The 12976-nt window shown below is 63.6% G+C and carries 13 protein-coding genes; 5 read left to right on the top strand and 8 right to left on the bottom strand.

What is annotated here, in order from left to right; genetic code table 11:
- Nucleotides 1-10: 10 nt before the first annotated feature.
- The 3 genes from ACNI3R_RS03360 to ACNI3R_RS03350 form a co-directional block, all read right to left on the bottom strand.
- Nucleotides 11-415 (bottom strand): DUF2946 family protein, encoded by a 405-nt coding sequence (locus ACNI3R_RS03360; protein WP_426179881.1) that lies wholly within the window; start codon nt 413-415, stop codon nt 11-13.
- A gap of 92 nt (nt 416-507) precedes the next feature.
- Nucleotides 508-915 (bottom strand): GtrA family protein, encoded by a 408-nt coding sequence (locus tag ACNI3R_RS03355; protein WP_426179879.1) that lies wholly within the window; start codon nt 913-915, stop codon nt 508-510.
- Nucleotides 916-1189: 274 nt separating this feature from the next.
- Nucleotides 1190-2362, bottom strand: coding sequence for a hypothetical protein (locus ACNI3R_RS03350; protein WP_426179878.1), 1173 nt, complete (start codon nt 2360-2362; stop codon nt 1190-1192).
- A 361-nt stretch (nt 2363-2723) separates the two neighbouring features.
- On the opposite strand from ACNI3R_RS03350, the gene ACNI3R_RS03345 reads away from it, so the two are divergent.
- Genes ACNI3R_RS03345 through ACNI3R_RS03330 form a run of 4 tightly spaced genes read left to right on the top strand, consistent with a single transcriptional unit; the run spans nt 2724 to nt 7371 of the window.
- The gene (locus ACNI3R_RS03345; protein WP_426179876.1) at nt 2724-4166 is read left to right on the top strand and encodes a UbiA family prenyltransferase; all 1443 of its coding nucleotides are present in this window, start codon (nt 2724-2726) and stop codon (nt 4164-4166) included.
- 9 nt (nt 4167-4175) lie between these two features.
- The gene (locus tag ACNI3R_RS03340) at nt 4176-5510 is read left to right on the top strand and encodes an FAD-binding protein (RefSeq protein WP_426179875.1); all 1335 of its coding nucleotides are present in this window, start codon (nt 4176-4178) and stop codon (nt 5508-5510) included.
- Nucleotides 5507-6241 (top strand): SDR family oxidoreductase, encoded by a 735-nt coding sequence (locus tag ACNI3R_RS03335; protein ID WP_426179873.1) that lies wholly within the window; start codon nt 5507-5509, stop codon nt 6239-6241. The genes ACNI3R_RS03340 and ACNI3R_RS03335 overlap by 4 nt, the downstream gene beginning before the upstream one ends.
- 47 nt (nt 6242-6288) lie before the next feature.
- Entirely contained in the window at nt 6289-7371 is a 1083-nt protein-coding gene (locus tag ACNI3R_RS03330) for a hypothetical protein (protein WP_426179872.1), read from the top strand.
- Here the strand turns inward: ACNI3R_RS03330 and ACNI3R_RS03325 are convergent.
- The 4 genes from ACNI3R_RS03325 to ACNI3R_RS03310 all read right to left on the bottom strand — a co-directional run bounded on the left by ACNI3R_RS03325 (nt 7368) and on the right by ACNI3R_RS03310 (nt 11379).
- Complete coding sequence (locus tag ACNI3R_RS03325) at nt 7368-9251, bottom strand: asparagine synthase-related protein (RefSeq protein ID WP_426179870.1); 1884 nt, start codon at nt 9249-9251, stop codon at nt 7368-7370. The two genes, ACNI3R_RS03330 and ACNI3R_RS03325, sit on opposite strands and share 4 nt — an antisense overlap.
- 3 nt (nt 9252-9254) lie before the next feature.
- Nucleotides 9255-9524, bottom strand: coding sequence for a PqqD family protein (locus ACNI3R_RS03320; RefSeq protein WP_426179869.1), 270 nt, complete (start codon nt 9522-9524; stop codon nt 9255-9257).
- 61 nt (nt 9525-9585) lie between these two features.
- Nucleotides 9586-10422: a sulfotransferase domain-containing protein gene (locus tag ACNI3R_RS03315; protein ID WP_426179867.1), complete on the bottom strand. Its 837-nt coding sequence runs from the start codon at nt 10420-10422 to the stop codon at nt 9586-9588.
- Between the two features lie 12 nt (nt 10423-10434).
- A complete protein-coding gene (locus ACNI3R_RS03310; RefSeq protein ID WP_426179865.1) occupies nt 10435-11379 on the bottom strand; it encodes a hypothetical protein in 945 nt (314 codons plus the stop codon).
- Nucleotides 11380-11523: 144 nt separating this feature from the next.
- On the opposite strand from ACNI3R_RS03310, the gene ACNI3R_RS03305 reads away from it, so the two are divergent.
- The gene (locus tag ACNI3R_RS03305) at nt 11524-11688 is read left to right on the top strand and encodes a hypothetical protein (protein WP_426179864.1); all 165 of its coding nucleotides are present in this window, start codon (nt 11524-11526) and stop codon (nt 11686-11688) included.
- Nucleotides 11689-11701: 13 nt separating this feature from the next.
- Here ACNI3R_RS03305 and ACNI3R_RS03300 read toward each other — a convergent pair whose 3' ends face one another.
- Nucleotides 11702-12907: a JmjC domain-containing protein gene (locus ACNI3R_RS03300; protein ID WP_426179862.1), complete on the bottom strand. Its 1206-nt coding sequence runs from the start codon at nt 12905-12907 to the stop codon at nt 11702-11704.
- Nucleotides 12908-12976 lie beyond the last annotated feature (69 nt).

Here is a 12976-nt window from a genome sequence, read left to right as displayed (position 1 = left end):
GCGCGAAGCGTCAGATCAGGAGGGGCGGACCCGTGGCGGGCGGCGTGGCGGCGCGATGGCGGCTCAGCCCGATAGTGGTGATCGTCTCGGGGGCAAGCGCTGCGAAGGACTGCGGCAGCGCCACGACCGGCTGCGCTGGCAAAAGCGCGGCCATGGCGGCGCCTGCGAAAGCGCAGTGCGGCATGGTCGCCTGCTCGTCGTTGCCGTCGTGCCGATCCGCGTCGTCCGCCATCGCTGCCTTGATCGCCGCGATCTTGGCGTAGAGCGGGTCTGCCTTGCCGATCCGCGCTTCCACGTCTCCGCTGCCGGAACAGAGGATGATGCTCAGGCCATTTTCGCCGACGCGTGGCATGAAGCCCTGTGGTGCGAGCGCGCCGAACAGCATGCCGATCAGCATGATCGGCACGACGCGCATCCAGACTTGCCGCAGCCACCCCATGGGGGCCCGGTAGAGCGCCCGCTTCGACAAGACAAGAGTGCGGGGTGATGGAGGAAGGCTCCGCGCGCTCAGCGGCTGGCGAAGACGAAGCGCTTGTCGAGCTGATATTTGAGCAGATGGCCCAGCGCGAGGCCGAGCGCGGCGCCGACATAGCGCATCGCCTCTCCCGCAAAGAGCAGGTGGAACAGATATTCGACCGCCACGAACACCAGCGTCGTGATGCCGCCGAGCACCGTGTACAGCGTGAACAGCCGCGCATCGTGGAACAGTCCGCGCGAGGCGAAGGAAAAGACGAACAGCTTCTCGAGCAGATATTTGACGGGCAGCACCGTCGCCAGCCCGACGATCATCGAAAGCTCGACGTAGAAGCGTCCCTTGTAGACGGCGACGCTCGCCATCTGCGCGCCGATGTTGAGCAGCGCGGCCATGCAGGCGATCACGACATAGATCGCCACCGGGCTCACCCGCCGTTCCATCTGCCGTCCCCTCGCGGCAGGATGGCCGCACCGGCGCTGTAGGCGCCGCCTGCGCTGCGGGCAAGCGCACATGATCAGATGCAGTGACGCTCCAGAGGGTGATCTTGATTGGATTAACGTGCGGTCGACGGCAAGTGGGCCTGAAGGGCCAGGCAGGTACAGCCACCCGCCATATCAAATTGAAGAGGCGATAGCTTTTGATATAATGCAAGGTTAAAATTGGGCCTGGGCCCACATTCAATCCTTCCTTGCAATCTCGAATGACAACAGTGCGCTATTTGCGTTTCAGAATTTCTTTTTGGAAATCCCTGAACCATCCGTAAAAATCTACGAGATAATACATTATATAAGGTTGATTGGATGGCTGATTGACCGAATATTCATTAGAGTTGAATTTCTCTGTTATAAGAAAGGTTGCAGGACAAGCGTATATGAGGCCAGCTACTGCAGTCATTGCCAGTACCGCTTTAGCTTGACGACTTGCCGCAATCATCGCTGAATTGACAGCCGAAAAAATTGCACCGGTTAAAAACAAGCTCTGCAAATAGGTAATGCGGACTTCGCTCGTTATCGCTAAAGGCAATGACATTGCGATAGAAAAAATGAGTAGTTGGTATGTTGTCGAAGATTTGATGGGACACTTTATCAGCAACCAAGTGGTACCCGCTGCAAATATGAAATAGGCAAGAGCGAGCAGGGTGTTTGCGAAAAAGGGAATCGGGACGATCAGCGTAAACCAGCCAAGAACCAAATTTTTACAATGGTTGGCAGCTCGCATGGCAGGACTAAGATGAGCCAGATGCTCAGACGCCTCCATATTCTGAAAGGAATAGGCTGCAATCGCCACGGATAATATTAACAACATTAGTCCCGCGATAAAATCGCCCCTAGTCCGACACAGTCCCTTTGTTGTCATGAAGACAGCAGGAAAGAACATGCACGTTACCTTGCTGAGAAACGCTAGAACATAAAGAAGATAAGCTGAAATTCGATGTCTCTGTCCATGAACGACTAGGCTGAGCAGAAGAAAGAAACTCATAAGGGCGTCGTTGCGCTGAGATATCCATACTATTGGGAAAGCCGTTTGAGGCAGCATTGTCCAGACCAGCACCGCGAAGCTCGCCTTGGCCGCCCCCAAGCTCGTCCTCAGCCACAGGAAGGCCAAAACGCAATTTGCCGCATGTAGAATAAGATTGACGATGTGATGGACAAAAGCGTTTTGGCCGAACAAACTGTTTAGAAACGGATATCTCAAAAACCATAGCGGACGAAAGTGAGGCCCGTGCAGCGTATGATAGATCGCTTCCCCATAGGTTAAGTTTACTAGAAAGAAATCGTCGGTGGCGAATCCGAAAAAAGCTGATCTGCCGAGAATGACGGCATAGATAAAGCCAAGTATTATAATCGGAACAAGCCATAATCGGCGGACTATCCAGATTTCTTTCACGCCCCGATCCTTCAATGCTCGCCCCTCCTTCAGTGCCCGCCCTTTCGATGGCAGGGCGCAACTGTGATAGCCACGAAGCACGCCGTTATGCCCGATACCGCGGCACCGCTTGCTTCATCTCCGACCCATGGCAATTGGTCGTTATGCATCTGCCCTTTCCATGCCCATTGAACAACATCCAATCGATTCAGATGGGTAAGAGCGAGATCGCCTCCAGATGAATTACCGTGTAACAACAAGTGCCGTCAGGCAGTCGCCGACGGCCGTCATCCGCAGGCGATTGATGCACAGTCGCAACCGGTTATAGACGGACGCAGCGTCGGCGTGATCCGTCTGACCAGTGGCCTACGGGGGAAGCAGTTTGGACAAGGAAGTCCTGCCGGTCTTGGCGGTCGACCTCGACGGTACGTTGCTGCGTTCGAACATGCTCTACGAGAGCTTCTGGTCGGCACTGGCGCAGCGGTGGGCGGTGCTGGTCCAATTGCTGATGGCGCTTCCCGGCGGCCGTTCGCGGATCAAGCATGTGCTTGCCGAGCATGCCCGCATCGATCCCGCGACGCTGCCTTATGACCAGGGGGTGATCGACCATATTCGCGGCTGGCGAGCCCGGGGTGGACGCGTGGCGCTGGTCACCGCCACGAGCGAGCGGCTGGCGCGGTTGATCGCCGATCATCTCGGCCTGTTCGACGAGGTGATGGCATCCGGCCGCGACGAAAATCTCAAGGGTGCGACCAAGGCGCGTCGGCTGTGCGAGCGCTATGGCGAGGGTGGCTTCGCTTATATCGGCGACAGCCCCGCCGACCTCCCGGTATGGGGCAAGGCGCGCATGGTGATCGCCTGCAACCCCGGTCGCCGCCTCTCGACGCGGCTCGCCGGTCTCTATCCGGGGCACGAGACGCTGTCCCGGCCGAAGGCCCGCATCGCAGATTATCTGCGCGCGATCCGCGTCCACCAATGGGCGAAGAATCCGCTGGTCTTCCTGCCGATCATCGGCGCGCACCAGTCCGATCTGGCGACGCTGCGCGCGGGGTGCCTGGCCTTCCTCGCCTTTTCGTTGATCGCGTCGAGCGTCTATGTGCTCAACGACCTGCTCGACCTCAGCTCGGACCGCGCCCATCCGCGCAAGCGGCTGCGGCCCTTCGCGGCTGGCACGATCCCGATCGAGCAGGCCAGCTGGATGGTGATCGGCCTGTTTGCGGGCGGCGTTGCATTGGGCGCGGTGGTGGGGGGGGCCTTTCTGGGCGTGCTGCTCTTCTACCATATCGCGACCACCGCCTATTCGCTGTGGCTCAAGCGCAAGGTGGTGGTAGACATCTGCACGCTGGCCGGTCTCTACACCTTGCGCGTGATCGCCGGTGCGGTGGCGGCGCAGGTACCGCTGTCGATGTGGATGCTGGCCTTCACCCTGTTCCTGTTCTTTTCGCTGGCAGCGATCAAGCGCCAGGCGGAGATCGTCGACAGCCTCGCCGATGGCGGTCGCACGCTGCACGGGCGCGGCTATCACAGCGGCGACCTCGCAACCGTGTCGCAGATGGCGATCTCGTCGGGCTATGTCGCGGTGCTCGTCCTCGCCCTCTATCTGAACTCGACGGCGGTCGACCGGCTCTACGCCTTTCCCGAATTGCTGTGGGGCAGCTGCGCCATCCTGCTCTACTGGATCAGCCGGATGGCGATGGTCGCCAATCGCGGCAATATGCACGACGATCCGATCGTCTTTGCGGCGACCGACCGCGTCAGCCTCTGCTGCGCGCTGCTGATGGTCATCATCGTCGCAGGCAGCGCCACCGGCTTCGGCTTGTTGTGACCACGGGGCATGGCTGATCGGGTCGAGCTCAGCGGCTGGGGGCTCTATCCCCCCCGCGCCACGCGGTTGCGTCGCGCCGGACAGCCGGCGGACGTGCCGGCCCTGCTCGATCCGGCGGGCACGGTCGCGCGCGGCAATGGCCGGGCCTATGGCGATGCCGCGATCGGGCTGTCGACCACTGTCGACATGCGCCGGCTCGACCGGCTGATCGCATTCGATCATGCGACGGGGCTGTTGGTCGCCGAAGCCGGGCTGACCCTGGCCGAGATCATCGACATCTTCCTGCCGCGCGGCTGGTTTCCGGTGGTCACGCCGGGCACGAAGTTTGTTACCCTCGGCGGTGCGATCGCGGCCGACGTTCATGGCAAGAACCACCATGGCGAAGGGAGCTTCCGGCGCCACGTCGCCTGGTTCGACCTGCTCGGCCCCGACGGCATCGAGCGGCGTTGCTCTCCCGACGACCATGCCGAGCTGTTTCACTGGACGATGGGTGGCATGGGGCTGACCGGCACGATCCTGCGCGCGGCGGTGCGGCTGCGCCCGGTCGAAAGCGCTTGGATCCGGCAGCGGACCATCCCGACCTTCTCGCTGGCCGAGACGATGGACGCGTTCGAGGCGAGCGCCGAGGCGACCTATTCGGTGGCGTGGATCGACACGCTCGCCTCGGGCCGCTCGCTCGGTCGCTCGATCCTGATGCTGGGCGAACATGCCCGCGTCGAGGAATTGCCCGAGGATGTCGCCGCCACCCCCTTCGCACGGCGTCGCGGCCCGACGCTCGACGTGCCGTTGACCCCGCCTTTCAGTCTGGTCGGCGGGCCGGTCGTCCGCGCCTTCAACGCGCTCTATCATGCGCGCAATCGCCGCCGCGCGGGCGAAGCGCTGGTCCCGATCGACGGCTATTTCTATCCGCTCGATGCGATCCTGCGATGGAACCGCATCTATGGCCGGCGTGGCTTCGTCCAGTTCCAGTGCGTGCTTCCGCTTGTCAGTGCACAGGCGGGGCTCACCGCGATGCTCTCGCGGATCGCGGCTTCCGGCACCGGCTCCTTCCTCGCCGTGCTCAAGCAGATGGGACCGGAGGAGGGGCCCTTCTCTTTCCCGATGGAAGGCTACACGCTCGCGCTCGATTTCCCCGTTGGCCGACGGACCGAGGCGCTGACCGCCGAGCTTCGCGCGATGACCCGCGATCATGGCGGGCGGCTCTATCTTGCCAAAGATGCACAGATGACCGAGGCGGAAATGGCCGCACTCGATCCGCGCGGGCTTGCCTTCGCGCGCTGGCGGCGCGACGGAGGCATGGTCGGGCCGTTACGCTCGTATATGTCGGAAAGGCTCGGACTGTGACGCGCACCCTTCTCGTTCTCGGCGCATCGTCGGACATCGCCGCCGCGACTGCGCGGCGCTTCTCTGCTGCCGGCTATGCAGTGCAGCTCGCCGGCCGCGATGAGGCGGCCCTCGGCGCGATGGCGGCCGACCTGGAACTGCGTCACCGCGTCGCCGTGTCGATCCATCGCTGCGACGTGACCGAGGCGCGGGATCGCGCAGCGCTGCTCGCCGGCCTGTCGGTGCTGCCCGATGTGGTCGTCTGTGCGGTCGGTCTTCTCGGCGACCAGCGGGAAAGCGAGATCGATCCGACCGCCGCCGAACGGGTGATGCGCGCCAATTATGAGGGGCCGGCCCTGCTGCTGGGCGCCCTCGCGGAGGCGTTCGCCAGCCGCGGCCAGGGCGTCATTGTCGGCATCAGCTCGGTCGCGGGTGAGCGGGGGCGGGCGTCCAACTATGTCTATGGCTCGGCCAAGGCGGGGATGACCGCCTTCCTCTCGGGCCTGCGCAACCGTTTCGGCAAGACCGGCGTCCACGTCGTCAGCGTCCTGCCCGGCTTCGTCGATACGCGGATGACCGAGGGAATGGCGTTGCCGCCCGCGCTCACCGCCCGGCCAGAGGAGGTCGCGCAGGCCATCTGGCGCGCGGTCGAGCGGAAGACGGATGTCGTTTATGTCCGCCCGCTGTGGCGCTGGATCATGGCCATCATTCGGGCGATACCCGAAGGGTTGTTCAAGAAGCTGAGCATCTGACGGGGACGGGGATGGAGCGTAGGGGGATCGGGCAGGAGGCAGGACGGATGGCCTTGCGCCACTTTCTGCTGCTGGCTTTGCTGTCGCTCGCGGTCGGCTCGCTCGCCAATCTCTATTTCCGGCTCGGCGCCGATCGGCCGCTGGTCGGGCCGTGGCTGCTCAAGCAGTTCTATGTCAACTATGTCGACTTCGGCTTCGCCAAGCGTGCACTGGTGGGCACGCTGCTCTATCCGGTCTTCTCCGCCCCGGTCGTCGATGCTGCCACCGGCGCGGCCATCGCGACCGGATTGTCGCTCGCGATCTTCGCGGTGATGATCCTGCTGCTCGACCGGCTTCATGCCCGGCCGCTTCGCAGAGAGGAGGCGGGCCTCGGCGCCTGCGTTCTTGCGGCGCTGCTGCTCTCGCCCGCCGGTCTGATGGAGATCGCGCACGATATCGGGCGCTATGACGCGCTCAACATCGCGCTGCTGCTGGTCGCGGTCGCACTGGTCCTGAACGGGCGCCCGCGCCTCGCCGGGCTGATCTTCGGCATTGCCGGCCTCGTCCATGAAGCGGTTTTCTTCTACGGGGTCGGGCCGCTCGCCGTCGCCCTGTTCGCCACCCGGTCCCGTCCGGCCGACATGGTGGCGTGCCTGTTGCCCGGCGCGTTGGCGCTGGGCGCGGTCGGGCTGTGGGGCAATCTCGACGCGGCGCAGCTGGCGCTGCTCGACGCTCGCCCCGGCAGCGGCACCACTGTCTGGTCGCGCGGGGTGATCGAGGTACCGATCGCGCTCAAGCCCTATGAACAGGCCGCGCTCGCCTTCTACACGCTCGCGCCCTTCGTCCTGCTGTTCGCGGTGCTGCGCCACAACCGCGCCAGCCTGTTGCGCTATTTCCTGCCCCCGACGGCGACGCTGCTGCTCTTTCCGCTCGGCTTCGACTATTTCCGCTGGGCAAGCCTGGGCCTGTTCGCGGTGGCGCTGACGCTGCTGATCGGCGTCGCCCGCCTGGGCTGGCGTTTGCCGCCGGCATCGCCTGCGCTGACTGCAATCTTCCTGCTCTACTGCCTGCCGCTCGGCCCCCTCGGTACAGCCCATCCGCTGCCGTTCCTCGAGCTGATCTGGCTGCACTTCACGGGCTGGGGCGGCTAGGTGGCGCGGAGGTCCGTCTGCGCTGCGGCCTTGTCGGCGATCTCCCGGGCCATGATCAGAGCATTCAGGGCGTAGACCAGCACCCATGGCGATTTACCCAGCACGCGCTCGCCCCGCGCTGAGCGATCGGCGATGTCCTCGACGGCAGGGAAGCTTTCGATGCCGGCGCTGATGGCATCGAGGTCGAACATTTCCGATATGGACGGCAGGCCGAGCGCGCGCAGGTGCGCGACATCGTCCAGCAGGACCGGGCGGAGCTGCGCATATTGCCGGAAACGCTGGTCGAACAGTCCGACCTTGGCGTTGGTCAGGCGCACCCGCTCGGGCAAGATGCCGCGCATGGCGCGCCGGAAGGGCTGCCTGCCGAGGCCTTCGCCGACCAACAGGTGCAGCGGGAGCGACAAAGCGAAATCGACGATGCGCCGGTCGAGCAGGGGAAAGCTGACCGCAATGCCATGGCGCGCCGCCACCACCGAATAATAGGTGCAGCGCGACGGGATGTGATGGTCGGCAAAGGCGCGCACCCTGTCCTCCGCCCGGTTGCTGTGCAGAACCGGCCGTAGCCGGCCGGCATTGACGCGCTCGACGATCGTGGGGGCGAGGTAGCGCGTGGCGCCCAGCCGGCTGTCGGCGGGGCCGGGCCGGTTGCCTCCCAGGACGGCCGCGAGCAGTGGCGCTCCCAACTGGCGATAGAGGACGCGGGGCAGCGAGATGCGGCCCGCGACCGCCCGGGCTCTCATTTCCCGCAGCAAGGTCGGCCATCGCCCGGTTTTCAGCAGGGAAAGATAAAGCCGCGCTCCATTATAGGTCGCGCCTTCGTCTCCGCCGACCCCACTCAGGAGGCGGTCGGCTCCCGCGGCCGCCGCCGTTTCCATGATCAGGTCGTCGCCATCGCCGATCATGCCGCCTGGCCAATCCGGGTCGGCTTGCCGGCCCGGCATCGGCAGAACATCGGGTATGAAGCGATAGCTGATGTTCGCTTCCTGCCGCAGCACCTCTTCGATCAACGGACGCTCGTCGAGCTCTTCCGGGCCGAACATGATCTCGGTGCCACGGTTCAGGGCGACGATACTCTCGCCTCGTTCGCGGGCGCGCCTCGCGGCAAGAACGGTGATCGATGAACTGTCCAACCCTCCGGTCAGATGCGTGGCAATGGGGCCGCTCGTCGGCATCCGGACCGTAACCGCTTCCTCCACAAGCGCGCGCAGCTGTGTCGCCGCCTGTTCCGGCGTGCCGCGCCACTGCCCCACCTGCGAGGCGCAGGGCCGATAGGCTCGGTGTGGCTGCGGTTGGCGGTCCTCTCCGATTCGGAGGCACAGGCTATGCCCGGCCTCAAGATAGCGGATATCCGTAAATCCGCTGTCCGCTCCGGAGAAATATGTCTGGCTCGCCTTTCTCGCGAGCGCCACGGGGTCGGGCGCCGACGAGGCCAGTCCCGAACCGTGCAACCCCTTGGGCAGACTCGCGAAGGCGAAATGGCGACCGCTCTGCCACGTCCACGCCAGCGGCCTGACGCCGATGAAGTCTCTGCCGAGCCAAAGCTCGCCGCGTCCCCGGTGCCACAGCGCTACGGCGAAGTCGCCATCCAGTCGGTCGGGGAAGTCGGGCCCATGATTATCGATCGCGCGCACCAGATCGACATGGGCAGGCCCGCTCGGTCGGTCGAGTCGGAGATCCGGCACTACGGTCCATCCGCCACTCTCAGGAAGGGGGCCTTCGTCTCCCGAGAAATCCAGCGCGAGCAGACCAACCGGTCCTTCAAGCCATCGCGCAAGCGACGGGTGCAACCCGGGTGGCGTCATCGCGCTGGCCATCCGCGCCAGCACGTTCGGTTCGGCGGGGCGGCCGTCGAGTTGCAGGACCCCGGCGATCAGCCGCATGGCTCAGACGTCGACGATCAGGCCGCGTGCACGCAATGCCGGCAGGAAGGCCGCCACCTCGCGCCGGCACTCTTCCACTGTCACGGCGAATTCCTCGACCAGTTGCGTGATGATCGAGTCTTCGTCGATTGGCTCCGCAAGCAACTCCCAGATACGTCCGGCCACGGGGTTCAGCGAATGGTAGCTGCCCGTGTCCGCGTTGAGCAGCAGCACCACCGACTCTTCGACTTCAGCCTCGAACACGTCACTCTTGCGATGAAATTTCTGGCCCATATCCTCTTTTCCCTCGATAGTATCTGCGTCCGCCCTGCACGGAATGGCGGCGACCATGGCGTCAGGTCGAGCCCACGTAACCATGCATCGACATGACGTCAGCGAAATGGTTTTCGATCGTGTGAGCTTGTTGTGGGGTCAGGGTTTCGCGCCAGTCTGCGACGCGGCCGGCGCGAAAAAAGCGCTGCTGCCCCGGCCGGCTTTCGCGGAATCCCTTGCTCGCCTCCTGCCGCTGCAATTCTTCGAAGCTGCTATGGCTGACCGCCCGGCGAATTTCCTCCTGACTCGCTTGTCCGCCCACGAAGTCGACGATGCCGCTCAAGGTACCGATCGTGTCCGCGTGAAGATCTTCGTAGCGCACGACCTTGGTCTCGACGACGCGTTGCGTCGTCCAGCTCATGACGTGGCAGCCCCAATCTCCTACCGCATAAGGGAGTTGCACGCGGCCCGCAGAATGCGCCTTCGGGTCCATCATCTGTGCAATCGCGGCGTCGATGGTCAGGCTGGAGTGATAGCTGAGCGATATGGCGACGTCGCGCGGGTCGCGAACGATATAGAGCGCGCGGCGCGCCGAAGTCCCCAGCGTCGGTTCGCCCGTTTTCATCCAGAACCTGTCATGCGTCTTGCAGAAGAAGGGGCGCGAAACGTTCATAGCCGCAAAGTCGCATTGCAGGGGTCTCAGGCGTTCAAGCTCGCGCTTGTCCAGCAGGTCCGGGTCGACCAGCATGTCGTCCGCGAAGCGCCATTGGCTCACGAGCGTCTCGGGCTCGGCAAGGTTGTTGATGTCGGCGGGCCGTTCCGCACCGGCCAGCAAGTTCGCCAGCAGGATACGCATCCAGGTATTGCCGGATTTGGGATAGGAGGCGAGCCACACCAGCCCTGCGGGAAAATCAGCCATAGACTCGCCTCCTCAACCCCGGCTGGCCCAGTGTCTCCTGATCATCGCGACGCTCTCATCGAGGCGATCAAAATCGAGCGGACGACGAAGGTGGAACACCGGAACCTGCGAAAGAAGGCGGGCCGCGTCTCGGGCCACCTGGCCCTCGCGCCCATAAGCCAGCGCCAGCCGCCGCCGGTAGGTGTGATGCAGCAAGGACTGAGCGGCTTCCAGCAGCGGCATCGGCCTGACGCCCGGCGGCGCAGCGGCAGTGGAGTTGGAAAGGATGTATATGCCGCCAAGGGGAGCGTATTCCTGGACGGCGTGCGAGGTCGCGGCGGGCGTCACGTGAAATTTGTCGATCCGTCGGCGCACGCGATCCCCTACGCCGTCCCGCAAACCGACTTGGTCGATGCTGTCGGGATAGAGGCGGAGGCACCGTCCGTCGGTCAGAACCACGGGCGGGCGCCCGGCGGACTGGTCGATCGAGCAGACATCGTCCGCGAGAAAAGTGGCGCCCGCCTGGACGAGCGCTCCGGCGATCGTGGATTTCCCCGATCCGCTGGCACCGCAGAACAGAAAGGCCCTTCCGTCATGGACCACCGCAGAGGCGTGGAGAAGCATCGCCCCGCGCTGGTACAGGATGGCAGCCATGGCCGTGCCTGTTGCGAAGACCGCGATGTCATCCAAAAATGCGCCAGGCGCCGGGCGCAACATCAATCGGCACCCATCCTCAGAGAGGAACCGCCCGATGCCGGGCAAATCCAGCAGAAAGCTTCTCTGGTTGGCGGTCCAGTTCGGGCCACGATGAGAAAAGTGGGGAAGGCTCTCCGGAGCTTCTCCCAATTCGAAGAGCACGTCGGGTGGACGTAGGTCATCGGAAGGCCTGGAGGTCCGCATCGGCAGTTCGAAGTCGGATCGCACAGTCAAGCCGGACAGCCGGTACTGACGGGGAGGCGGGCGATCGCTATCTGTCATCTATTCTCGATGCGAGGCGGGGGCTGCAAAGGCAAGACTTTCCGTCAGAGAGTTTTTCGACTAAGTGCTGCTCAGTATCGGTAGCGGCATATAGCCGTGGTTTAAGGGCAGACGGCCGAAAGTCGCTTGGAAGAGAGGGTTCACATGGGAAACGACAAGATCAGCGGGCCTCTCTCCGAAGCTGTTGGGAATGATATGCGCAAGCGGTGGTCTGCTCCGGTGATCGAGGATGCGGACATCAGCGCCATCACCCATGGCGGTGGCGATTCCGGCGTCGAAGGGACTGACTTTCTGAAGGCGGGTTCCTGATAGCTCTTTGCCTTCATACCTGGTCGGCCGGGCTTCGCAGAAGGACCAGTCCCTTACGCGCTAATTGAACCACAGCCTCCTCGACATTTGGCTCCCCGTCGCTGGCCAGCCGTGCGGCCAGATGCGTAAGCGTCGGGGCGCCGTCCTTCATTATCTGATCCAGAACGCGGCGCTCGGTTCCCTCCAGGGTCCAGCTCTGCGATCCGGCATTGACCACGAGGCGGTCGTCGCACGGCTCTTCTTTTTCCTTGTCGACGTCGCTCAGCGGGCGCCGGAGTGTTGGCAGTATAAAGGTTTCTGGGCCCAGTCGCCGATCAGCGCCAAGGAATCCCGCAGGCATCGGTTCGACGCGTCGGTCGAGAGCCTCGAGGATCTGTTCGAGGTCCAGTCTGTCGACAGCGCGATGCAGGGCCTCGCGGGCATCTCTCATCCAGGCATCTGACTGCGCGCGCTCGGCCAGGATAGGCAGGTCCTGACGTCCGATAACCTCGCTTTGGCACGCTTCCGCCATTGCCGTCGTGAGCGCATCAAAGCCGGGCGGAGCGATGCCGATTGTCAGGTGCATAGAGTCCTCGCCCGGCGTGATTTCCGCCGCGTGAATTTCTCCACGGGGGAGGTACAGGATGTCGCCGGGGTCGAGTATGGCCTGCCATTCAGGTTCGCCGAGGGTCTCCGGAACCTTGAAGAGCTTGCGCGACAAGGGAGCCTGCCATGGCTGGCCCCAACTGCGCCACAGCTTCCTCCCGTGGAGCTGCAGAACCAGCACATTATGATCGTCCCAGTGCGGCTTGAAGGCGCTGTCGCGACCGAAGCTGGCGTAAAGATTGGCCTGAACGCGTGCGCGAAACATGCGCTCTACGATGGCATTCAATCGTCGGATTTCGGCGTCCATCTCGTCGAGCCCGTTGATGACCACACTGACGCCTTGCCGGGCATAATGGTCGATCGCGGCGGCACGCATGCGCGTGGGGGGCCTTTGCCGCTTGGGCCGGACGATCGTCATTTCGGCCGGCAATATGGCATTGTTGCGCGCGAATTCGATATCCCCCGCCAAAACCTTGTCGGCGGTGACAAGATCGTTGAACCGCTCCCAGGATATCAGCTTCGCGAATTGCGCGGCACGATCGGTGTGGAGCAAGAGGCGCTTGCCGTCTGCCGCCGCAGCGCGCAGCGTCACCGGCTCGTTCGGATGCAGCAGATCGGCAATCGACGTGATCATGGAGCACCTCGGATAATATTTGACGCGCCGTCCGGCTCGTCTTCCGCCCGGTCGCCACCATGCCATAAA

Origin of the sequence: Rhizorhabdus antheiae (assembly GCF_049889055.1) — a bacterium.
Lineage (GTDB): Bacteria > Pseudomonadota > Alphaproteobacteria > Sphingomonadales > Sphingomonadaceae > Rhizorhabdus.
This window is presented reverse-complemented; position numbering and strand designations above follow the sequence as displayed.